This window comes from Acidobacteriota bacterium (assembly GCA_028875575.1).
Lineage (GTDB): Bacteria > Acidobacteriota > Terriglobia > Versatilivoradales > Versatilivoraceae > Versatilivorator.
Map to the genome: position 1 here is coordinate 1 of JAPPDF010000031.1, position 22,675 is coordinate 22,675.

At 61.8% G+C, this 22,675-nt stretch carries 22 protein-coding genes and 1 tRNA gene; 20 read left to right on the top strand and 3 right to left on the bottom strand.

The features are described 5' to 3' along the window. Positions 1-510: 510 nt before the first annotated feature. The 4 genes from OXI69_04070 to OXI69_04085 all read left to right on the top strand — a co-directional run bounded on the left by OXI69_04070 (position 511) and on the right by OXI69_04085 (position 3,003). Positions 511-1,701: a phosphoglycerate kinase gene (locus OXI69_04070; protein MDE2665308.1), complete on the top strand. Its 1,191-nt coding sequence runs from the start codon at positions 511-513 to the stop codon at positions 1,699-1,701. Positions 1,702-1,730: 29 nt separating this feature from the next. Next, complete coding sequence (gene tpiA / locus OXI69_04075) at positions 1,731-2,504, top strand: triose-phosphate isomerase (protein ID MDE2665309.1); 774 nt, start codon at positions 1,731-1,733, stop codon at positions 2,502-2,504. Next, a complete protein-coding gene (gene secG / locus OXI69_04080) occupies positions 2,504-2,887 on the top strand; it encodes a preprotein translocase subunit SecG (protein ID MDE2665310.1) in 384 nt (127 codons plus the stop codon). The genes tpiA and secG overlap by 1 nt, the downstream gene beginning before the upstream one ends. Positions 2,888-2,918: 31 nt before the next feature. Beyond that, positions 2,919-3,003, top strand: a tRNA-Leu gene (locus OXI69_04085). Positions 3,004-3,176: 173 nt separating this feature from the next. Here OXI69_04085 and OXI69_04090 read toward each other — a convergent pair. Next, entirely contained in the window at positions 3,177-3,602 is a 426-nt protein-coding gene (locus OXI69_04090; GenBank protein ID MDE2665311.1) for a hypothetical protein, read from the bottom strand. Positions 3,603-4,094: 492 nt separating this feature from the next. Between OXI69_04090 and OXI69_04095 the strand changes: the two genes are divergently transcribed. The 15 genes from OXI69_04095 to OXI69_04165 all read left to right on the top strand — a co-directional run bounded on the left by OXI69_04095 (position 4,095) and on the right by OXI69_04165 (position 19,101). Continuing rightward, positions 4,095-4,616: a Rieske 2Fe-2S domain-containing protein gene (locus tag OXI69_04095; GenBank protein ID MDE2665312.1), complete on the top strand. Its 522-nt coding sequence runs from the start codon at positions 4,095-4,097 to the stop codon at positions 4,614-4,616. Positions 4,617-4,672: 56 nt separating this feature from the next. Next, positions 4,673-5,578 carry a cytochrome b N-terminal domain-containing protein gene (locus tag OXI69_04100; GenBank protein ID MDE2665313.1) on the top strand — a complete coding sequence of 302 codons (906 nt, stop codon included), beginning with the start codon at positions 4,673-4,675 and terminating at the stop codon, positions 5,576-5,578. A gap of 74 nt (positions 5,579-5,652) precedes the next feature. After that, entirely contained in the window at positions 5,653-6,588 is a 936-nt protein-coding gene (locus tag OXI69_04105) for a cytochrome C (protein MDE2665314.1), read from the top strand. A 261-nt stretch (positions 6,589-6,849) separates the two neighbouring features. Next, on the top strand, positions 6,850-9,855 hold the full coding sequence (locus OXI69_04110; GenBank protein MDE2665315.1) for a c-type cytochrome: 3,006 nt from the start codon (positions 6,850-6,852) through the stop codon (positions 9,853-9,855). Between the two features lie 127 nt (positions 9,856-9,982). After that, the gene (locus OXI69_04115) at positions 9,983-10,786 is read left to right on the top strand and encodes a carboxypeptidase regulatory-like domain-containing protein (GenBank protein MDE2665316.1); all 804 of its coding nucleotides are present in this window, start codon (positions 9,983-9,985) and stop codon (positions 10,784-10,786) included. Positions 10,787-10,868: 82 nt separating this feature from the next. Then, positions 10,869-11,795 carry a COX15/CtaA family protein gene (locus OXI69_04120; protein ID MDE2665317.1) on the top strand — a complete coding sequence of 309 codons (927 nt, stop codon included), beginning with the start codon at positions 10,869-10,871 and terminating at the stop codon, positions 11,793-11,795. After that, positions 11,792-12,772, top strand: coding sequence for a heme o synthase (cyoE, locus tag OXI69_04125; GenBank protein ID MDE2665318.1), 981 nt, complete (start codon positions 11,792-11,794; stop codon positions 12,770-12,772). Before OXI69_04120 ends, cyoE begins: the two co-directional genes overlap by 4 nt. A 55-nt stretch (positions 12,773-12,827) precedes the next feature. Next, positions 12,828-13,619 carry a cytochrome c oxidase subunit II gene (coxB, locus tag OXI69_04130; GenBank protein MDE2665319.1) on the top strand — a complete coding sequence of 264 codons (792 nt, stop codon included), beginning with the start codon at positions 12,828-12,830 and terminating at the stop codon, positions 13,617-13,619. 45 nt (positions 13,620-13,664) lie between these two features. Continuing rightward, the gene (locus tag OXI69_04135; protein MDE2665320.1) at positions 13,665-15,434 is read left to right on the top strand and encodes a cbb3-type cytochrome c oxidase subunit I; all 1,770 of its coding nucleotides are present in this window, start codon (positions 13,665-13,667) and stop codon (positions 15,432-15,434) included. Positions 15,435-15,467: 33 nt separating this feature from the next. After that, entirely contained in the window at positions 15,468-16,136 is a 669-nt protein-coding gene (locus OXI69_04140; GenBank protein ID MDE2665321.1) for a cytochrome c oxidase subunit 3, read from the top strand. A 6-nt stretch (positions 16,137-16,142) separates the two neighbouring features. Next, positions 16,143-16,778, top strand: coding sequence for a cytochrome c oxidase subunit 3 (locus OXI69_04145; protein MDE2665322.1), 636 nt, complete (start codon positions 16,143-16,145; stop codon positions 16,776-16,778). Between the two features lie 34 nt (positions 16,779-16,812). Continuing rightward, positions 16,813-17,391 (top strand): cytochrome C oxidase subunit IV family protein, encoded by a 579-nt coding sequence (locus tag OXI69_04150; protein ID MDE2665323.1) that lies wholly within the window; start codon positions 16,813-16,815, stop codon positions 17,389-17,391. An 18-nt stretch (positions 17,392-17,409) separates the two neighbouring features. Further along, positions 17,410-17,667 carry a hypothetical protein gene (locus OXI69_04155; protein ID MDE2665324.1) on the top strand — a complete coding sequence of 86 codons (258 nt, stop codon included), beginning with the start codon at positions 17,410-17,412 and terminating at the stop codon, positions 17,665-17,667. Next, positions 17,664-18,077: a DUF420 domain-containing protein gene (locus tag OXI69_04160; protein MDE2665325.1), complete on the top strand. Its 414-nt coding sequence runs from the start codon at positions 17,664-17,666 to the stop codon at positions 18,075-18,077. Before OXI69_04155 ends, OXI69_04160 begins: the two co-directional genes overlap by 4 nt. A gap of 91 nt (positions 18,078-18,168) precedes the next feature. Further along, a complete protein-coding gene (locus OXI69_04165) occupies positions 18,169-19,101 on the top strand; it encodes a HEAT repeat domain-containing protein (GenBank protein ID MDE2665326.1) in 933 nt (310 codons plus the stop codon). Here the strand turns inward: OXI69_04165 and OXI69_04170 are convergent. Continuing rightward, a complete protein-coding gene (locus OXI69_04170; protein MDE2665327.1) occupies positions 19,098-19,457 on the bottom strand; it encodes a 4Fe-4S dicluster domain-containing protein in 360 nt (119 codons plus the stop codon). The two genes, OXI69_04165 and OXI69_04170, sit on opposite strands and share 4 nt — an antisense overlap. A 217-nt stretch (positions 19,458-19,674) precedes the next feature. Between OXI69_04170 and OXI69_04175 the strand changes: the two genes are divergently transcribed. Beyond that, complete coding sequence (locus tag OXI69_04175) at positions 19,675-20,619, top strand: hypothetical protein (GenBank protein ID MDE2665328.1); 945 nt, start codon at positions 19,675-19,677, stop codon at positions 20,617-20,619. 1 nt (position 20,620) lies between these two features. Here OXI69_04175 and uvrC read toward each other — a convergent pair whose 3' ends face one another. Then, complete coding sequence (gene uvrC / locus OXI69_04180) at positions 20,621-22,456, bottom strand: excinuclease ABC subunit UvrC (GenBank protein MDE2665329.1); 1,836 nt, start codon at positions 22,454-22,456, stop codon at positions 20,621-20,623. Positions 22,457-22,675: the final 219 nt, after the last annotated feature.

A 22,675-nucleotide genomic window follows, 5' to 3' on the forward strand; every position in this document is an offset into this window, starting at 1 on the left:
GCGTTTCCGAACCCACAGCCACCCAGGGGCTCCGCCCGCAGTCGAACCGGTGGGGGGACGGAATCGGCGAAATCGCCAGATAGGAGATTCAGCCCGCCGTCGAGTCGGAGGGGGGCTAACGAGGCGCCCCGGGAGTGCCGACCAACGGCACGTCCACCAACACCGCTTGCCGGCTTTGGAGCTCAATTGCGGTTGGCGTGGGTTGCCCGCGGAAACGCCGGCAACAAGTCTTCCTTATAGAGCAGCGTAGCTGCGGCTCAGGGTAGCCCCGGGTGGCAGCCCGGGGTCGTTGGAATTCCGCGCAAACCTAGCCGCGAATGCGGCGCATCAAGAGCTGCGTTTCCGAACCCACAGCCACCCAGGGGCTCCGCCCGCAGTCGAACCGGAGGGGGGCCAACGCGGCTCCCCGTGAGTGACGACCAGCGGCACGGCCACCACAGCCGCTCGCCGGCTCTGGAGCTCAATTTTTGTGCGTGAGTCTTCGGGTCCCTTCGTGGATAATCCCTCACTATGAACAAGCTCTCCATTCGGGACTTGGACCTCGGTGGCCGGCGGCTCTTCATTCGAGCCGACTTCAACGTCCCCCTGGATGAGGCGGGCCGGGTTGCCGACGCCGCCCGGATTCAAGCCAGCCTGCCGACCATTCGATTCGCGCTGTCCCGTGGGGCGAAAGTGTTGCTGGCCTCTCATCTGGGTCGGCCTCGGGGGCGGGCCGACCCGGGCCTGACCCTGAAGCCCGTGGCGGCCGCTCTGGAAGCTGCCATTGGGAGGCCGGTGAAAATGGCCGGAGATTGCGTCGGGGAAGCGGTGGAGAGGCAAAGCGCGGAACTGGGCCCGGGCCAGGTTCTACTGTTGGAGAACCTGCGCTTCCACCCGGAGGAGGAAGCCAATCGGGAATCCTTCTGCCGGGGGCTGGCGCGTCTATGCGACTGCTACGTCAACGACGCCTTCGGGGCCGCCCATCGAGCCCATGCCTCCACGGCCGGCATGGTTCGGTTCGTCGGCGGGGGAGCGGCCGGCCTTCTCATGGAACGGGAACTCTCCTATCTCGGCAAGGCCCTGGAACGTCCCGATCGGCCCTTTGTGGCCGTGCTGGGCGGAGCCAAGGTGTCCGACAAGATCGAGGTCATAGAGAACCTGATGCAACGGGTCGACGGGATGCTCGTGGGTGGGGGCATGGCCTACACTTTCCTGCGGGCCCGGGGGGTGGAGGTTGGGAGGTCGCTGGTGGAAGAGGACAAGATTTCGCTGGCAAGGGGTCTGCTGCGGAAAGCGGAGCAGGCCGGGATTCCCCTGGTCCTGCCCGTCGATCACGTCGTGACCGGCGAGTTGGAGCCCGACGCCCCGAGCCGGGTGATTCCCGTTGGGGAGACCGGGCTGGAGTGGATGGGGGTCGATATCGGTCCCCAAACCCGCTCCCATTTTCAGAAGGTCCTTTCTACAGCCGGAACCGTTCTCTGGAACGGGCCGGTCGGCGTATTCGAGATCGACCGCTTTGCCGGGGGCACCCTGTCCCTGGCCCAGGCCGCGGCGGCCAGCCCGGCGACCACGATCGTGGGCGGGGGCGATTCGATCGCCGCCGTCCGCCGGGCAGGGGTCGCCGACCGGATCACGCACATCTCGACAGGCGGCGGGGCGTCGCTGGAATTCTTGAGTGGTCGAAAACTGCCTGGCGTGGAGTCGTTGAGCGACAGACCCTGAACCACCGCCGGCTTCGGAGGAGCAGCCCCATGGAGTCCTCAACCCCCAGCAGGCGCCCGGTCATCGCCGGGAATTGGAAGATGCACCGGACGGTCCGGGAAAGCGTGGAGCTGATCCGGCAACTGAAGCCCCTGGTGGAAGCGTCCAGCCATTGCGACATCGTGGTGGCGCCCCCTTTCACCGCCCTTTGGGCCGCGGCCCGGGAAGCTCAGGGGAGTCCCATCGCGGTTGCGGCGCAGGATATTTATTGGGAGAGCCAGGGGGCCTTTACCGGAGAGATTTCCCCAGGGATGGTGGCCGAGGCCGGATGCCGCTATGCCATCCTGGGACACTCCGAGCGCCGGAGCCTGTTCGGCGAGACCAGCCAGGCCGTCAGCCGCAAGGCCCTGGCGGCTCTCAAGGCAGGTCTCCTCCCCATTGTCTGCCTGGGAGAACAGCTCTCGGAGCGCGAGTCCGGACGGACCGAAGAGGTCGTCGGCGCCCAGTTTCGCCAGTCGCTGGCCGGGTTGACAGAGGATGCCCTTTCCCTTACGATGATTGCGTATGAACCGGTGTGGGCGATCGGCACGGGGCGGGCGGCAACTCCCGAGATGGCCCAGGATATCCACGCCTTCATTCGGGACTTGGCTGCGGAGGTTTTCGGTCGGCGGGCGGCCGAGCAATTGCCCATCCTTTACGGCGGCAGTGTCAAGCCGGAAAACGTGGACGGGTTGATGGCCCGGGCCGACATCGACGGCGCCCTGGTGGGCGGGGCAAGTCTGAAGGCTGAGTCCTTTGCCGCAATAGTCAACTTCCAGGTCTAATGGCACTATTACTGCAAATCATCCATGTGATTGTCTGCCTGCTGTTGATCCTGATTGTGCTGCTGCAGTCGGGGAAGGGTGCGGATCTGGCAGGCGCCTTCGGTGGGGGCGGTTCCCAGACAGCCTTCGGAGCCAGGGGCACGGCCACGTTTCTTTCGAAGCTGACCACCGGTGCAGCCATCATATTCATGGCTACCTCCTTTACCCTATCGCTGCTGACGACTCAGGACGAGGGTCGCTCCATCATGCAGGACGCTGCCGCGACTGCCCCCCAGGAAGAGGCTCCCCCCGAGAGCCCCGCGGCCACTCCGGTCCCTCAGCCGTCCGAGAGCCCGGCAGCACCGGTTCAGGAGGATGAATCCGGCTCCCAGCGGGCGGAGTAGAACCCGCCCTTCCAGGGAGCGCAGTCTGCGTGCGGAAGTGGTGGAATTGGCAGACACACCATCTTGAGGGGGTGGCGGCGCAAGCCATGCGGGTTCAAGTCCCGCCTTCCGCACCAACACTCCACCCGTTCCTTCTCGCGATCAGCTCATCTCCAGAGAGACGTTCGCAAAGCCACACGCGCGGAGAATCCGCCGCGCAGGAAGGAGTGCGGCCGTGCCGGTTCCCCTGGGGAGAATGCGCTTCCATCCGCATGGGGCGCGGGAGTCCCGGCCGCGGTTGGATTTCAGGTCAATTCTTGAAGAGGGCGTCGAAGGCTTCCCGGGCCGTCTTGGGGCCGGGAGCAGCTGGGGTGAAGGAGGTGGTTTGTCGTTCGATGGTCTTCTTGGCCACGAAGAGGCCGCACTGGTTGCGTGCCCCTTTTCGGGGAATGCGTTCCGGGATCTTCTGAGTGCATTCCAGGCGGGCCGAGGTATCGAAGAACACGCACTGCCGGCAGCTGTGGAGGTCGGCTCCGCACTTGGGACACTGGGTTTCCAGCCCGATATCGTGTGACGTGGTCGCCCCGCACATGGTGCAGCGGACCACCTCCTGAAACCCCGGCATCGGCTTGGCTCGAAATTCGGGGGCGCCTCGCGGCCTGGAGGGTCTTCGGACCCGGGACCGCGACTCCCGTTCATTGTCCTGATAACCGGGCTGGCGGTATTTTCTCGACATCAGGTTCTCGCGGTTGCAGGCAGGCCCGGACGCGTGCCCGGGTGTCGGCTCACTTGCTCAGCAGCACCTGGGATGGGGAATCATTGCTGACTGGTCACGTGTGTTTGCCATTATACTTTGAATGGAAAAGGACGGGGCAAGAAAAATTTGACTGCGCTGATGGTCGCATCCCGGTCGAGAAATGGGGGTCAAGAGGTTCAAGAGTTGTTTCCCGAAGATTATCCCCGTCACCGGACTATTGACAATCCCCGTTTTTAGACTAAAATCTGGATACTTCCGTAGCCGGCGCACCTTCTTGCTTGCCGCGCGACACTTTGCCTAGCATTCAAAATTCAACCAGACTCTGTCAGTCACCCCTCGGAACCCGTGGAGGAGTGGATGCCAAATAGTGAAAGTAACGGTCCGAAGCAACCCCGATCCGGTGCAACTCCGAGAGCGGTGCCTCCGAGGCGGACGCCACCCGCCAAGGTTGAGGAAAAACCCAAGGCAGGGTTGGTATCGAGGATCCTGAATTTATTCGGAGGAGGCGAGTCGGTCGATCCCGCCAAGCGGCGCCGTCGTACGGTGCAGGCCCTGGTATCGGGGTTCCTGGGAATCAATTTATTCATGTTCCTGCGCTTCTTCTTTCCCAGAACTCTTTTGGAACCCAAAACGGTGTTCCGCATTGGGTACCCCTCCGACTTCGGCTACGGAGTGGATACCAAGTTCCAGAAAAGGCGGATCTGGGTGGTGCGCGATGCCGAGGGGCTTTTTGTGGTCTATGCCCGCTGCACGCACCTGGGATGTACTCCGGACTGGAAGCCCAGCGAGAACAAGTTCAAGTGTCCCTGCCACGGAAGCGGTTACGACAGCGAAGGAATCAATTTCGAAGGCCCGGCTCCACGTCCCCTGGACCGCGCCAAGGTTGAGCTCGACGCCGAAGGTCAGATCGTGGTGGACACCAGCGTGCTCTACGAGTGGCCCAAGGGAATGCGGTCGGAGTTCCGGGACCCGGGGGCCTTTCTGCAGTTGTAGCCGGTAGGCGATCCTGAGTAAACGTCAGTGCAAGCATCCATCCGAGGAGTCGTTCCATGGCAGATGATCTGAAAGAGCAGAAACCGGCGGGCAAGGCGACGGCCTTGATCGGCGGTGTCCTGAAAGAGGTCAAGGGTCTCAAGGACAAGGCTCTCGACGATGTCCAGTCGCTCAAGAAGCCGCAGAGGACCCAACTCTACAAGTCGATCTTTCGGGTGACCCACGACGAGAAGCCGCGCAATCGTGCGCTGGGGATCCTGTCCAACGTCTTCCTGCATCTGCACCCCGCCAAGATCAACCGCGACGCGGTTGCCTACAACTACACCTGGGGCATGGGAGGGATCACCTTCTACCTGTTCATCGTGCTGACCTTCACCGGCGTCCTGCTGATGTTCTACTATCACCCCACCAAGGTGCAGGCCTTCCGCGACATTCTCTACCTGGAGCACGACGTGCCCTTTGGGAAGCTGTTGCGAAACATGCATCGCTGGGCCGCCCACCTGATGATTATCACGGTCTGGCTGCACATGTTCAGGGTCTTCCTGACGGGCTCCTACAAGAAGCCGCGTGAATTCAACTGGATGGTGGGCGTGATTCTGATGCTTCTCACCATGCTGCTGTCCTTTACCGGATACCTGTTGCCGGACGATCAGCTCGGCTTCTGGGCGGTCACCGTGGGCACCAACATGGCCCGGGCGACGCCTTTGCTGGGGCACGAGGGCCCGCTGGGACCGGAGCTCGGCATGACCGCCTTCAACGACGTTCGCTTTGCGCTGCTGGGGGGCTCCATCGTCGACTCCAACGCGCTGTTGCGCGCCTACATCTGGCACTGCATCGCCATTCCCCTGATCGCGGGGGTTTTCATGGCCGTTCACTTCTGGAGAGTCCGCAAGGACGGCGGCATCTCGGGACCGGCTCCGGTGATGCTGGAATCCGAAATCAAGGAGCCGCGACGGTTCTGAGCGATCGTTGACGCAGCCATCGTTCGAGGAACCTTTGACCGGGAACGGCTCGGAAGGGGATAAGGAGGAAATCAGTGGATTGGGTTCAGCTCTGGGAAATCACCACCCTGCCCGACAATGTTCCGATTGTCCTGCTCATCCTGGTCATGCCTTTTTACACCTGGTACGGCCTCCGGCAGGCGTTCGCCAACGACCGGCTCATCGACAGGCTGGAAGCCGACCCCGAGATGGCCAAGACCCACCACCGCAAGACGCAGCCCTGGAAACCGGGCTGGGCTCGGGAAGTTCAGGTCTGGCCCTACCTGTTGCGCATGGAGTTCCTGGTGGCCATCATCGTCACCTTCATTCTGATGGTGTGGTCGATTACCCTGGACGCTCCTTTGGAGGAACCGGCCAATCCATCCCTGACCATGAACCCGGCAAAGGCGCCCTGGTACTTTCTGGGGCTGCAGGAGATGCTGGTCTATTTCGATCCCTGGATGGCCGGTGTGGTGCTGCCGACCCTGATTCTGGTAGGGCTCATGATCATCCCCTACATGGATACCAATCCCCTGGGGAACGGCTATTACACCTACAAGCAGCGGAAATTCGCCATTTGGGCCTTCTGCTTCGGCTTTATCGTGTTGTGGTTGTCGATGGTGGTCATTGGTACATTCATTCGGGGGCCGGGTTGGTTATGGTTCTGGCCGGGCCAGACCTGGGACCACAACAAGCTGGTCTTCGAGGCCAATCGGGATCTGCCGGACATGTTCGGCATCACCAGCATGCTGGGCAAGAGCCTGTTCGGGGCGGCAGTGGTCGGACTGTTTGCCGTGGTGACCGCCCTCGGAGTGCACAAGCTGTTTACCTGGAATGCGTTCAACCGGAAAATCTACAACCGCATGAGCCTGATTCAATATCTGCTCCTGCAGTTTTTCCTGGTCACCATGATGCTCTTGCCGGCCAAGATGGTGGCTCGACTGCTTTTTCGGATCAAGTACGTGTGGGTCACTCCCTGGTTCAATATCTAGTGGCTAGTGGCCTGTGATCAGTGGCCGGACTGCTTCAGAGACTGTGACCCTTTGCAAATGAGTCGAGTTCTGCGGATCGCGAATTGCAGATTTCGGAATTAGGGAATATTCAACTACTCATTGTTTGCCGAACTGGGGCGCTACCGCGCCATTGACAAGTGGAGTGGCCAGAGTAAGTGGTGAGTGAATCAAGCGGTGCATTGAGGTCGGAACGAATCACTAACCACTAACCACTGATCACTGTTTTTCAAGGAGAAATCGGTGCCGAAGAAACCCCCGGTTGGAGACGATCCGGTCCTCAACCGATCCCTCGGTCGCATTCTTTTGATCTCATCTCTGCTGATGGTGGCTTCTCTCCTGTGGGCGTTGTACGACGAGACCTATGGCCTCAGACCCTGGAAGGACTACCAGAAGCATTTTGCCAGTCTGTACAGCCGTCACCTGAGACGTATCCAGCCGACCCAGGCCCGGGCCGAGCAGGCCGTCCTCCAATCTGCGGAATACCGGAAGCTGAGTGACGCGGTCACCAAGGCCGAGGAATCGATTGCCCCTCGGATCTCCGACCTGGACCGCGAGACCAACCGGATAGTCGGCAGTCGGTTGAGCGTCATTACCGAGCCCTTCGCCATCACCCGCAGCGAGATCGCGGCCCTCATCTACCAGATCGAAACCTCCACCAACCAGAGTGAAAAAGAGGCGCTGCAGCGGCAGATCGATGCCATCAAGGCCCGGGAGATGACCCTGAGGCTGGCTTCCGCCAACGGGGCCGGGGAGGTGGTGGAGCAGGAGGAACGCTTCAATTTCGACCAGTTGGAAGCGGAATTCAACCGGTTGCAGGCCAGGCGGGCCGAGTTGGGAGCGCAACGGGCAGAACTGGTGAAGTCCTACAACGAGTTGCGAGGGGAGAGAGATACCCTGCTTGGCGACCGCCTCACCGGTTTGACCGCCTCTCAGGTCCGGGGGCTGCGAGCCAGGATCCGCAACTTCGAGCTGGGGATCCGGCAGATCCACGTGGCCGAGGTCGATCTGGTGGACCGGTGCGAGTCCTGTCACCTGGGAATCAGGGAGCCGCTGGTGCTGACCAAGGCCGACATGGGAGGCGAAGAAGTGTTTGTGAGCCACCCCAATCCCGCCCTGCTGGCCTTGCACGATCCGGAGCAGTTTGGTTGCTCCACCTGCCATAACGGTAACGGACGGGCGACCACCAGTGTCCGCAAGGGCCACGGGCGTCACAAGTACTGGTTGTGGCCGCTGTACTACAAGGAGAATTTCGAGGCGGGTTGCCACCAGTGCCACGCCAAGGATCTGGTGCTCGATCACGCCGAAGTCCTGAACCGGGGGAAAGAGATTTACTACGTCGAGGGTTGCGCGGGCTGCCATCGCTTCGAGGGGTTCGACACCGAGGCCGAGGCGCTGAGCGAGGTTCAGTCGTCAATTCACGCGTTGGCGGAGGACCGGAAGGATATGGGCAAGGAGATCGAGCAGAGCGTTCTGGCCGGCGATAACGCTCAGGACAACGCGGAAGCCCAGCGGTACTATGCCCGCGCCGACGAGCTCAAGCAGCAGATCAGCAACCTGGACCACGAAATGGAGCGCCTGGAGGTGCGTTCGGCGGACCTGCAGATCGAACAGAAAAATGTCGGACCCAGCTTGAAGGAGGTTCGCTTCAAAATGCGCAAGGAGTGGATCCCGGTGTGGCTGGAAAACCCGCACGCCTACCGGCCTTCCACCAAGATGCCGGCCTTTCGCCTGGACGAAGGGCAGCGCCGCGCCATTTCCGCCTTCGTCTGGCAGACGGGGATCGAAGGGGAATTGCCCAGCCAGCCTCGGGGGAATGCCGTTCGGGGCAAGGAGCTGTTCGAGACACGGGGCTGCATGGGCTGCCACGCCGTGGGCGAGGGGGATGCGGCCCAGGGAAGCTCGTTCGCGGCCAACCTGTCGCGGGTGGGGGAGAAGGTGCACTACGACTACCTGGTCCCCTGGATTCACAACCCCCAGGAGCGTCAACCGCTCTCGGTCATGCCCAGCCTGCGGCTCAGCCTGCAGGAAACCCGGGACATCGCCAGTTACCTCGTTACTCTCAAGCAGGCCGACGCCTCCTATCCTGAGGCCGACTACCTGGAAGATCCTGCGCTCAAGAGCGAAGGTTCCATGTGGGTCAAGCACTTCGGCTGCGCCGGTTGCCACGAAATTGCCGGGTTCGAGGAGGAAGGGCGCATCGGAACCGAGTTGACCCGCGAGGGCAGCAAGCCCATCGAGCGGCTGGATTTCGCCCTGCTGACCCACGAGGCCAAGCATGACGGCTGGTACAACCACAAGGGCTTCTTCGAGCGAAAGCTGAAAAACCCGGCCATCTTCGACCAGGGCAAGATCAAGAACCCTGTGGAAAAGCTCCGGATGCCGAATTTCAAGCTGACCGACAAGGAAATCGCTGCCTTGACCACGTTTCTGCTGGGGAGCGTCGACTCTACATTGCCGGAACATTTCTTCTACGCTCCCGGGGACCGGGGGCAGGACATTCGGGAAGGCTGGTGGCTGGTGCAGCGCTACAACTGCATGGGCTGCCACCAGGTGCGACCCGGACAGCAGTCCGACCTTTCCGGGATGGCCCTCTATCAGGACCCGGACTGGAAGGAGCAGCTTCCTCCGACGCTGGTCGGTGAGGGAGCCCGGGTGGACCCGGATTGGCTGGCGCGGTTTCTCAGGAACCCGGCCATGGACTCCGAGCGCACCGATCGCAACGGCGTGCGCGGCTATCTCCACGCCCGCATGCCCACCTTCCGTTTTTCCGACAGCCAGATTCAGAAGATTGTACGCTTCTTCGAAGCCTTGGCGGCTCAGGATCGGCCCTATATTCCAACCCAGCTGGAGCCGCTCAGCAACCGGGAGCGCGAACTGGCCCGGCAACTCTTTACCTCCAAGGCGGCGCCCTGCCTGAGGTGTCACGCCACCGGGGACCCGGCTCACGACCGCAACGCCACCGCACCCAATTTCCTGTTGGCCGGGGAAAGGTTGAAGCCCGGCTGGACCGAACGCTGGATGGTGGCGCCGGAAATGATCGCTCCGGGCACGGCCATGCCGTCCGGGCTGTTCCAGAGGGACGGCGAGCGCTGGGTGTTTGCCGGATCGCTGCCTCCTGCCTTCAGGGACTACCCCAAGGACCATGCCGAACTGCTGGTGCGCTACATGTTCCAGTTGACGCCTCAGGAACAGCGCCGACTGATGTCCCGAATGCCCGCCGCGGCAACCAGTGTAGCCAGCCGCTAGCTATCGCCGGGACCGCCCTCGAATTTGAGAGCTGGAAGTGTTACATTAATCGTCGGGTGATGGGGTCGCCGCTCCCCCGGTTTTGCCCCGATCCCAACTTTATTATCATCTGGTCAGAGAGGTCTTAATGATGTGTTTGAAGAGTTACCTGTTCTTGCCCGTTGCGCTGCTGGCGGCTCTCTTTGCAGGGGCCTGCGGCAGCGTGGATATCGACGATGAAGATCTGGATGCGGTCGACGGGACCGAAGCTCCGGCAGTGGTCACCCGGGTGGACCCCGCCACCGCGGCCACGGTCAGCGGCAAGGTCTTTTTCGAAGGCGACCTGCCCAGGGCCAGGCGGCTGGCCATGGATGCCGAACCGGCTTGCGCCGGCCTGCACACCGAACCCGTCTACTCCGAAGTGGTGGTTCCCAACGACAACAAGACGCTGAGGCACGTCTTCGTGTACGTCAAGGAGGGCCTGGAGGGCATGAAGTTCGAGACGCCCACCGAACCTGCCGTGCTGGATCAAAAGGGTTGCATCTACCTGCCCCATATGATGGGCGTCCAGGTCAATCAGCCGGTCAGAATCCTGAACAGCGATCCCACTACTCACAACGTCCATCCGACCCCCAGGAACAATCGCGAATGGAACGAATCCATGGCTCCCAACGTGCCGCCGAAGATGAAAAAGTTTCCTCGCGAGGAAGTCATGATCCCGGTCAAGTGCAACGTCCACCCCTGGATGAAGAGCTATATCGGCGTTCTGCCGCACCCATTCTTCTCGGTGACCGACGGGGATGGCTCTTTCGAAATCACGGGATTGCCTCCTGGAGAATACACGATCGGAATATGGCACGAGTTCCTGAAAGAGGGTGTTACCACCCACAAGGTCACCCTGGCTGCCAGCGAGTCCAAATCGGTGGATTTCACCCTGAAGCAGGCGTCCTGAGACCGACGAATTTCCAGGAGCCGGCTTCTCCAAGAGGGCGTCGGTGTGGAATCCATCATCCCGCGGGCCCGCTGAATTCCTGATGAGCCACTCAATTCCGACAAGCATCGGTAGTGCCGGGAGTTACCACTACTTTGCGGTGCTCACGGCCTGCGTTACCTTTCTGTTGATCGTTGCCGGGGCCCTGGTCACCGGGAACGAGGCGGGCCTTTCGGTTCCGGATTGGCCCCTTTCCTACGGGTCCCTGAACCCGCCTTGGGAAGGGAACATCCGCTATGAGCACGGTCACCGCCTGGTGGCGGCCTTTGTGGGATTGCTGACCATTGCCCTGGCCGTCTGGGTGTGGAAGAAGGAACCACGCCGACCCGTGCGCAAGCTGGGATGGATTGCCCTCGGGGTGGTGGTCGCCCAGGGCATCCTGGGAGGCGTCACCGTGCTGTGGTATCTGCCGGCCCCGATATCGGTCCTGCATGCCTGCCTGGCCCAGACATTCTTTTGCCTGGTGGTCAGCTTGGCCTGGCTGTCCTCGCCGGTCTGGGCGCGGCGGCACCAAGACGCCAGTTACAGCCTACCGCTCAACCGGCTGGCCATGGCCGCCGCGGGAGCCATCTATCTCCAGCTTCTGTTGGGGGCCATTTTTCGCCACACCCAATCCGGGATCCTCCCTCACCTGTTGGGCGCCCTTCTGGTCACGCTGCTGGCCGGCTGGCTCATTGCTCGCGTGTTCCGATCTCCACGAGCGTCCTCGGTTCTGACCGGCGCCGCAACCTTGCTGGGAGTCCTGCTCGCGCTTCAACTCCTGCTAGGGCTGGCCTCCTGGCTGTTGCGGCTGGCCACTGCCGACGCCGTGCAACCACAGTTTCCGGTGGTGGCCGTCACCACCGCGCATGTCGCCGTGGGCGCCCTGATCCTGGCGGCCAGCGTGATCCTGGCCTTGCAGTCCTGGCGGGTCCGGTCTGAAGAAAGCCGGGCCGAGTCGCGCACCCCGGCAATCCCGGTGAATCCATGAGCAGCGCCGAAAAGATCCTGAAGGTCGGAGGAATGGCGGTAGCAGAAGCGCCGGCGCTGCCGGTTCTGCTCGGCCCCGACCGCGCCAAGGCCAAGGCGGACGGCCGCGGAAGGGTCCTGGCCGCCTGCGGAGCCCGGGCGGCGGCATACCTGGAGCTGGCGAAGCCGGAAGTGACCTTCCTGGTTCTGGTAGCGGCCGGGCTGGGATTCGCCATGGCTTCTCCCGGACTGGATTTGCCGGGATTGATGCGGCTGCTGTTGGGGACCGGGCTGCTGGCCGCAGGGACAGCCGCCCTCAACCACTGCCTGGAGTGGGCCGACGACGCCAAGATGCGGAGGACTGTCCGCCGGCCGATTCCTTCGGGGCGCTTGGCGTTGCGGGAAGGCTACAGCCTGGGAGTGGCGTCGGCATTGGGTGGAACCGCATACCTGTCCTTGGGGGTGAGTCCGCTGGCAGGTTTGATCGGATTGACGGCCTGTCTGGCCTACTTGGGCGTCTATACGCCGTTGAAGCGGAAGACGGCTTGGTGTACCTTTGTGGGAGCGTTTCCGGGAGCGACTCCCGTGCTGATCGGGTGGACGGCGGCCGCCACTCTCTCGGTGGAAGCCTGGGTGCTGTTCGCCATCCTGTTCCTGTGGCAGTTCCCCCACTTTATCGCCATCGCCTGGATGTATCGGGAAGACTACGCCAGGGCGGGGCTGTTGATGCTTCCGCGGGGCGATGCCGGGGGAAGGCGGGCATTCCGCCAGATCATGGGCTATTCGCTGGCCCTGGTTCCCGCCAGTCTGGTTCCCTATTGGCTCGAGATGGCCGGTTCGATCTATCTGGCGGCCGCGCTTTGCCTGGGAGCCGGATTCCTCTATTTCGCCTGGCGGGCCTACGCCCAACGCTCCAAGCAGCAGGCCAGGCGGTTGCTCCACGTCACCGTCATCTACCTTCCGCTGCTCTACCTGATGATGGTGCTCGACAAGGGGTGAGTTTGAAATTCTCCTCAGCCCGGGCTGAGTGAGCATCGACCAAGGAGATTCTTTTATGGCGCTTGCATTGGCGGTTTTGATCTGGGCGATTGTGCTGGCGTCCGTGGTCTTGTTTACGGGGGAGTTCGGATGGTTCCCGCCGCAAATCTCCGAGCACGGCGATGCCATGGACGCTCAGTTCAACCTTACCCTGATTGTGGTGGCCATCGGCTTCATTCTGGCTCAGGTGGCTCTCGGCTACTACGTGTGGCGGTACCGCGACCGGTCCGGCGCGCGGGCCGTCTATACGCACGGCAACGCCAAGGTCGAGGTGGCGACCGTCCTGATCACCCTGGTCACCTTTGTGACCCTGGCCATCATCGGTCAGCGCGTCTGGATCGGTCTTCATCTGGAGGATATGCCCGAGGATGCCGTCCAGGTTGAAGTCACGGCTCAGCAGTTCGCCTGGAACTTCCGCTATCCCGGTCCCGACGGCAAGTTCGGAAAAACCGCCACCCGCCTGATCAACGACCAGTTGAACCCGGTGGGACTCGACTCCCGCGATCCTGCTTCCAACGACGACGTCGTCACCCTCAACCGCATGGCAGTCCCGGTGAACCGCGATATCCGGCTCACCCTTCGTTCCAAGGACGTCACCCACAGTTTCTTTGTGCCGGCCCTGCGCTTCAAGCAGGATACGACTCCGGGGCTGGCCATCCCGGGGCATTTCAAGGCGCTGAAGACGGGGGAATATGAAATTGCCTGCGCGGAGTTGTGCGGGTTGCAGCACTACAAGATGAAAGGGTTCCTGATGGTCATGTCGGACCAGGAATTCGAAGCCTGGCTGAAGGAGCGCGCCGAATTCTGATCCGAACCAACGGCCCGCGGTCCCGGCCAACAAGGGAGAATGTTCATGTCTGATTCAGCCCATCCTGCCGTCCATCCGGCACCGACGACATTTATGCGCAAATGGGTATTCAGCACAGACCATAAGATCATCGGGATCCAGTATTACTTCCTGGCGCTGATCGCGGTCTTCACCGGCTTGGCGCTTTCCGTGCTGATGCGGCTGCGGTTGGCCTGGCCCGCCGAGTCCTGGCCCTGGCTGGAGAAGATTTTTCCGGTGGGGTTCGAAGGCGGGGTGATGTCGCCCGAGTTCTACCTGGCCATGCTGACCATGCACGGCACCATCATGGTTTTCTTCGTCTTGACCACGGCTCCACAGGGCGGCTTCGGAAATTACTTCCTGCCGATCCAGATCGGGGCCCACGATATGGCCTTTCCGGTGCTGAACATGCTGTCCTTCTGGGTCACTTTCCTGAGCATGGGGGTGATGTTTGCGGCTTTCTTCGTTGCCGGAGGGGCGCCGATATCCGGCTGGACGGCCTACGCCCCGCTCAGCGCCCTGGGAGAGGTGGCCGGACCCGGGCTGGGGTCGGGTCAGGACCTGTGGATCATCAGCATAGCCCTCTTCTGCGTTGCCTCCCTGCTGGGCGCCCTCAACTTCATCACCACCGTTCTCAACATGCGGACCAAGGGAATGTCGCTGATGAAGATGCCACTGACCGTCTGGACCTGGTTCACCACCGCCATCCTGGCCCTGCTTTCGTTCCCGGTGCTGCTGGCGGCCGGAATCCTGCTGTTGCTCGACCGGCTCGGTGGAACCAGCTTCTTCATCCCGGCCGGCCTGGTGGTGAGCGACACCGTCATCGAGAGCTCGGGCGGCTCTCCCATCTTGTGGCAGCACCTCTTCTGGTTCTTCGGGCACCCCGAAGTCTATATCGCCATCCTTCCGGGGATGGGCGTGGCCTCCCAGTTGTTGTCGACCTTCGCCCGCAAGCCCATTTTCGGCTACCATGCCATGGTGGTGGCCGTCTTCGCCATCGGGATGCTGGGTTTCTTCGTTTGGGGTCACCACATGTTCGTGAGCGGCTTGAGTCCCTTTTCAGCCCTGGTGTTCTCCATCCTGACCCTGGCTATCGGCGTGCCGTCGGCAATCAAGACCTTCAACTGGCTGGGAACCTTGTGGGGCGGCAAGATCCGCTTCACCACCGCCATGCTCTTCGCCATCGGCTTCGTCTCGCTCTTCGTCTCCGGTGGCATCACGGGCCTTTTCCTGGGGCAGACCTCGGTGGATGTGCAACTTCACGACACCTACTTCCCGGTTGCCCACTTCCACATGATCATGGGGGTGGCGGCCATCTTCGGAATTTTTGGGGCCACCTACTACTGGTTCCCCAAGATGTTCGGGCGCATGCTTCACGAGGGGCTGGGCAAGCTGCACTTCTGGTTGACCTTCATCGGAGTGAACGCCATCTTCATCCCCATGCACTTGATGGGGATCATGGGTCAGCTTCGGCGCTACGCGGAGTCTACCGAGTTCAAGTTCATGGAGCCGCTCCAACCCTATCAGGAATTTGTCACCTTCGCGGCTTTCGTGACGGCGGCCGCCCAACTCCTGTTCCTGGTGAATTTTTGCTGGGGAATGTTCAAGGGCAAGAGGGCCAGCGAAAACCCCTGGGAGGCCACCACCCTGGAATGGGTCACGGCTTCTCCGCCGCCTCATGACAACTTTGGCGGGAGAGAACTGGTGGTTCACCATGGAGCCTATGAGTATGGGGTCCCCGGGGCGCCCCGGGATTACGTGATGCAAACCGACCCGCCGCTCGAGACAACGAAATAGGGTGGCCGTCGGGTCGCTTGCGGAGGTTCGGTCATGCCTGTGGCCATCGCACCCACTGAAGTCAAGCCGGAAACCGACAGGGAAAACCGGGTTCCGGAACCGGGGGGACCGGGAGGCGGTTCAGGATCGGAGGGGGGATCCGGCAGGGGGGGAGGCGGCGGCAGGCGGCTCCGTCCCGACAGCTATCAGTTGGGGATGTGGCTGGCGCTGGCTTCGATTTCCATGATGTTTATCGGTTTCAGCAGCGCCTATATCCTGGGACAGGGGACCAACAGCCAGTGGCGTGCCATGGCGGCGCCACCCTTTGTCTGGATCAATACGGTGATTCTGCTGGCGAGCAGCCTCAGCCTGGAGTTGGCTCGGAGAGCCACGGCCGCCGCCGAGTTGAAGCGATGGATGGCCCTGACCTGTTTGCTGGGAGCGGCCTTTCTGGTTGGCCAGCTCTGGATCTGGAGGCTATTGGCCGATCAGGGCATCTACCTGAGCGGCAATCCCCATAGCTCGTTCTTTTACCTGTTGACGGGAGTCCATGGCGTGCATCTGCTGGGGGGTATGGCGGCGCTGGCTACCCTGACGGCCAGGGCCTGGAACTCAGCGGCCAGAGTCCCGGCAAGCGCCTCATTGAACGTCACGGCGCTCTACTGGCACTTCATGGACGGACTCTGGATTTATCTATTGGTCTTGCTGTTTTTCTGGAGGTAAGCACGGATGGCAGACGCTCGCGTGGAAAATACGGGATTGCAGGTGTGGGGAGGTGGAACCCTGCCCTACTCGGTGTCTCACATCAAGCTGGGGATGTGGCTCTTCATCGTTTCCGATGCATTGACCTTCTCCGCCTTGTTGTTCGGCTACAGCTATGTCAGGATAGCCACCCCGGACTGGCCGACCCCCTTTCATTTCTGGCCGACCATCGTCTTTGCCACGTTGATGACCGCCGTTCTGCTGTCGAGCAGCCTGACCATGGTGCTCGCCGTCAACGCGGCCCAGCGGGGCGATCGCAAATGGACCATTCGCTGGATCCTGGGGACGGCCTTTTTCGGCGCCGCCTTCATCGTGCTGCACGGCATGGAATGGATGGGGCTCATAAACCAGGGGATGACTCTGACTGAGAACCCCTGGGGGACGCCGCTGTTCGGAGCCACTTTCTTCGGGATCACCGGCATGCACATGTTTCACGTGTTCACCGGAGTGGTCTATCTGCTGGCGATCGCCGGGGGGGTCGCCAGGAAGCGGTTTCACTCCGAACACGTCGAGGTCTGCGGCTTGTACTGGCACTTCGTGGACCTGGTCTGGATGTTCGTGTTTCCCCTGGTCTACCTGCTGTCCGTCGACATGGGAGCCTGAAACCTGCGCGGAATGAAGGAGAGGAGATTCGCCGATGGTTGAGACGTTGCTGCTGCTAGCCTTGAACCTGCTCTTGGGAGCCGGATGCGTCTTTGTGGTGCTGCGCCAGACGCCCCAGGACGTGCTGACACTCGACGGACTGTTCCTGTCCATTTCCTGCATGGTTCTGGCCCTGGTGTTCTTTCTCAACGGCTACTGGACCTTGCGCAGCCAGGAACTGAGTCCGCTGCTGCAACGGCTGCTCCCGAAGAGGAAGGAATCGGAGGAGCCCGAAGCTCACCCCGTGGTTCGCAAGGAGGTGCCCCTGGTTCTGGACCACGGCGCGCACAGTCCGATGGGGAACCGGTTGGTGTTCGGGGTGTGGTTCTGGCTGGTGCTTGTCACCCTTGTGGAAGTGTTTCTGGCATACATCAAGCTGGACGTGATCACCATGCTGATCCTGCTGCTGGGGTTCTCGGTGGTCAAGGCCGCCCTGATCATCGCCTACTTCATGCACCTGCGGTTCGAAAAGAGGAGCCTGGTGTGGACGCTGATGCCCGCCATGGTGGTCACCATCTGTCTTCTGGCCGTCTTTTTCCCCGACAGCTTCCGGTTGCTGGAATTGCGCCCGTGACGGGAGGCGGGTTGCGCCATGCTTGAAATCTGCATCAGCCGTTTGCGAAGGATCTGGCCGTTTCTGGCGGCGGGTGTAGCGCTGGTTTGCTTCCTGCAGCCGGAGGCGGCCGCCCAGGGCTGCGCCATGTGCAAGACAGCCGCCGAGGCTCAGCCGGAGCCGGCGATCTCCGCTCTCGGACGGGCCATCCTCTTCCTGTTGACTCCTCCGGTGGCCATCATGGGGACCATCCTGGTCTACACCTTCCGCAGGGAATCCTCCAGTCGGGATGTATGATTGAACCTGCGGACCTTCCGGCCCTCAACGCCAGCCTCAATGCCGCCGCTGCCTGCTGCCTGCTGGGGGGGTACTACTGGATCCGTCGCCGGCGTGTCGCCATGCACAAGCGGTTCATGGTAACTGCGCTGGGATTCTCCGGCCTTTTCCTGACTTCCTACCTCATCTACCACTTTCAGGTCGGCTCGGTCGCCTTTACCGGGACAGGGTGGGTTCGGCCGGTCTACTATGCGATCTTGCTGAGCCACATCGTCCTGGCCGCCGCGATCCTGCCGTTGGCCGCCGTCACTGTCTATCGTGCCTGGAATGAACAGTTCGAGTCCCACAAGCGGTTGGCGCGCTGGACTCTTCCAATCTGGCTTTACGTTTCCGTGACCGGGGTGATCATCTACTGGATGCTCTATCATTGAGTTCCCGAGCCTTTTGCAGAATTCGTCGTGCAGCGCTGGGGACGTTGTTGAATTGCTGGAATAACTTGTACAGAGCGCGGAGGTGACGTTGTTGAATCAAAGCAATTCAGGAGCGGCCGATCCGAGTCATTCCAGTAATTCAACAACGTCCCCTACTCCCCCAAAGCGGCGCGGACTCGGCTGGGGAGCCAACCTCCTGGCCGTGGCCTTCGTGTTTCTGGCGATATTGGTCCCCTTCCTGTTCTGGCAGCAGACCTGGTTCGGCACTGCCCTGACCGATGAGGAGATCCGCAAGAATCTGGATCCTGCCGCCAAGCCGCGCAAGATTCAGCATGCCCTGGTGCAACTCTCGCATCGACTGACCGATTCGGGTCCGGACGCCGTGGCCGCCTGGTACCCCGACGTACGGAAGCTGGCGGGGCACCCGACCCCTGAAGTGCGAATGACGGTCGCCTGGTTGATGGGGCAAGACCCCGCCGCGGTTGAATTCCGGGACGGCTTGACTCGACTGCTTCAGGATGCCGATCCACTGGTTCGACGCAACGCCGCCCTGTCCCTGGTGGCTTTCGGGGAGGTAAGCGGCCGGGAGGAGGTGCTCGGCATGCTGGCCAGCCGGCCTGTCCTGGCTCCGGCTTCCGGGGAACTGCTCTTCCGGCGGAGCGAGGGGGACAGCGTAAGCGCGGGAGCCCTGGTGGCTCGCATTCAGGTGGATGCCGCGACCCATGAGGAGGTTCGCGCTGCCGTGCCGGGGTACGTGGAAGAGCTGCTGGCGGAGGAAGGAACGACGGTGTCGGCGGGTCAGCCGCTGGTCTCGCTGGCGCCTGAAGAAGACCAGGTGTGGGAAGCCCTTCGGGCCTTGTATTTCATCGGGGAAGTGCGAGACCTGCCGCTCATTCAGCCTTTTCTGTCGGAAAATCCGATGCTGTCCGATCGAGTTCGGCAGCAGGCGGGTTTCACTATCAGCGCCATCCAGGGCAGAGCCGGCCTGGCAAATCCCGGGGAAGTTCCTCTAGATATTCCCTAGATCGACATCTCTCCGACCACGGCCTCGACTTCGTCGATGGGCTCCATCTCGATGGCGTCCCAGGGACAGCCGTCCAGAAAGGATCCGTCGGGGCCCTGGGTGGTGCACTTCTTGCAGCCGATGCAGAGAAACGGGTCGACCTCGATGTGGCCAAAGGGAGGATGATCTTCGTCGGGCACCCAGAACATGCAGTTGGCCACAGGGCAATAAGGGACACAGGCCGGGGAGCCGGCGCAGCCGGTGCAGCACTCGGTGATGACGGCGATGGCGCGCGGCTTCTTCTTGCGTGGGGTTTCGATTCCTTCGGACTTGGGCTCCAGCTTTGGCAGGGAAGAGATTTCGTCCAGTGGGTACATCCATCCTCCGGGTCAATACAGGTTTGAAAAGCGGTTATCTACAATAAACGCCCCATCATAGCACAGGTTCCGGAGCCGTCCAATGGGCGCCCCGCACTTGTGGGCGGATTGCCTTTTACTTGCAAGATCGGGCTTGTTTCCTGTAGTTTGACCGGTGCTATTGGGAAAAGGGGTGTCAGACTGAGCCAAGTTTGGCCAATTTCCACGGGGAGCCTATATGGAAATCGTGGTGCCGATTGTCCTGGTCGTGCTGGGACTGGGGGCAGCCTATCTGTCCGTGGGTGGATTGGTCCGGCTGGGAAGAGAGAGACCGGCGTTCTGGCTGTTCGGGCTGGGAGTGCACAGCCGGTTCGGTGCCTTGACGGTTCTGGCAGTAGCTCTGGCGCTCTTTTTTCTGGCCTATTCCTTTTGGCAGCAGGACTCCCTGATTCGCGGGTTGCAACCGGAATTGGAGGGAGCACAGGAGGAGGCCAGGGATCGAATGGCCCGCCTGGAGGTGGCAACCCGGTCGCTTCAGGATCTTCAGGCACAGGTTCAGCAGCTTGCGGAGCAAAAGCAGGAATATCGCCGGATCGCCGGCCGTCGCCGGACCGAACTGGCGGCACAGGCCAAGTCCCTGGAAGCGGCGCTTCAGGGGCAGCAGGAGGCAGCTGCCGGATTCCGGGAAAGCCTGGCTGAATTGAGCCGGCTGTTGGAGGCCCTGCAACGGCAAAAGGAAGCGGCTGTCGGAGACTCCCTCCAGTTGAAGCAGGAACTCCGCTCGGCCGAGTCCAGGCTGGATCTGGCCCGACAGAGCCAGGAGGAACTGAGGGGAAGTCTCTCACGACTGACCGCCGAAAAGCAGAACGAATCGAAGACTCTCCAGGAAGAGATCCGGAAGCTCAAGGCTTCTCTTTCCGACCAGCAGCGGCGAACCGGTTTATTGAGAGAGGGCCTGGTTTCGCGGGAAGCCCACGACTGGTCCCTGGAGCAGGAGATCGAAAAACTGGCCAACCTCATTTCCGGCGAGCCCGAAGCCAGCTTCTCCCGCCAGACCGACATCGCCCGCACCCTGCAGAGAATCCACGAACTCCTCCGGGAAGGCACCGCCCTGGCCCAGCAGGCCAAGGCCGCCGAGACCCGCCCGCGCGGACGCCGGACCGTGTCCGCCGACTCCAACTGAATCACCCTTGCTGAGACCAGCGGCCGCTGGCGGCCGGTTGGCGAAAGTGATCGTAGACGTTCCTGGCGATGCGGGGAGAGGTTTCGGCGATCAGTCGGTCCAGCGGCGCGGCGGCAATTTGCGGGACGCTCCCCAAGCGTTGCAGCAGCCGCTTGGCGGTCTTGTCGCCGACCCCGGGTATCTGGGTGAGCACCGAAGTGAGGGTTCGTCCGGAGCGGCGCCGACGATGGAAGGTCACGGCAAAGCGGTGGGTTTCGTCCCGGATGCGCTGGATCAGCCGCAGGACCGGAGAATGCCTGTTCAAGCGTATCGGCTCCCGCTCGCTGCCTCTGACGTAGATGAGCTCTTCTTTCTTGGCGATGCTGGCCAGAGGCTGGGTGGTCAGGTCCAGAGCGTCGAGCGCGGCGGCGGCAGCGTGAAGCTGTCCCACTCCACCGTCCACCAGGACCAGGTCGGGCAGGGCCCGGCGTTCCTGCAGGAGTCGGCGGTAACGGCGAGAGATGACTTCAACCATGCTCTTGAAGTCGTCGGGCCCGCTGACCGTCTTGATGATGAATTTCCGGTAGTCGGCCTTCTTCATTCGGCCCTCCTCCCAGACCACCATGCAGGCCACGCAATCCGACCCTTGAATGTTGGAAACATCGAAGGACTCGATCCGCTGGGGAGGGTTTTCCAGGTCCATCAACTCGGCCAGAGCCTCGCCGATCATCCGGCTGCCGGGGTTCAATGTCCGGAAGCGCTGGTCGAAAGTCAGCCGGGCGTTCTTTTGGGCCAGGCCGACGAGGTGCTTCTTGGTACCGCGGAGGGGTTCCTTGACAACCACCTTTCTTCCCTTCCGGCTGGAAAGATAGGAAGCCAGGATGGATTGATCCTCAAAGCCGCAGGAAACCAGGACCTCGTCGGGGGTAAAACTGGAGCCGAAGTAATACTGCTTGAGCAGCGAGGCCAGAATATCTTCGTTGGTGGCGCCGCTGGCCAGGTCTTCCCAAAAGTACTGGTGCCTGTCGACCACGCGGCCGCTCCGCAAATGGAATAGCTGCACGGCCGCCTTGGTTTCCTCCCGATGGAGCGCGAAGACGTCCACGTCGTCGGTTCGGCTGGAAGACATGCGTTGGGGCTCGGAGAGTTGGTCGATGGTCCGGATCATGTCCCGCAGATGGGCCGCCAGCTCGAACCGTTCCTCATCGGCCGCCTTCAACATCTTGCCGCGCAGGCTCTTGATGAGTTCGCGCCGCTTTCCCTCCATGAACCACCTGAGATCCTGGACCCTGCCGGCATAATCCTCCCGGCTGCACACCGAAGCCACGCAAGGCCCCATGCAGCGCTTGATGTGGTAGTCGAGGCACACCCTGGGCCGCCGTCCGTCTATTTCGATGGAGCAGGTACGGATCTGGAAGTGCCGACTCATCAGTTTGAAAATCCGTGAGGCCAGGCTGGCGGGAAAGAAGGGTCCGAAATAGAGGGCTCCGTCGTTCTTGACCCGGCGGGTGACCAGGATGCGCGGAAAGGGTTCGTTGACGGTCAGCTTGATGCAGGGGTAGGTCTTGTCGTCCCTGAGGAGGATGTTGTACTTGGGCTTGTGCTGCTTGATCAGGTTGTTCTCGAGTGCCAGGGCTTCCATCTCGTTGTCGACCACGATGCACTCGAGATCGGCGATCTCCGAGCGAAGCTGGTCCAGCTTGATGTCGGAGGGGCGGGAGTCCTGGAAGTAGCTTCTGACCCGGTGGCGCAGCGACTTGGCCTTGCCCGCGTAGATGATGTCGCCCCGGCCGTCCTTGTAGAGGTACACTCCCGGTTCGACAGGTAGATCGGCGGTCTTTTCTTCCAGGGCTTGCATAGGGAATTCCCGGTCCATTATGCCATGCCCCGAAAAGGGCTGGATAGTGTCGGGAGACCCGACTGAAACGCTGAGGGCTTACCTGAAACACCGCTATTTCGCCCTGTATCAGCCGCGCCGTCGCACGATCCGGAGCCGAGCCTTACCCCCCACCGCATCAGCCATCGCCTGCGGCTCGGCTTCTGCGACTCCCCCTCAAGGGGGGAGTGATTCTTGAGG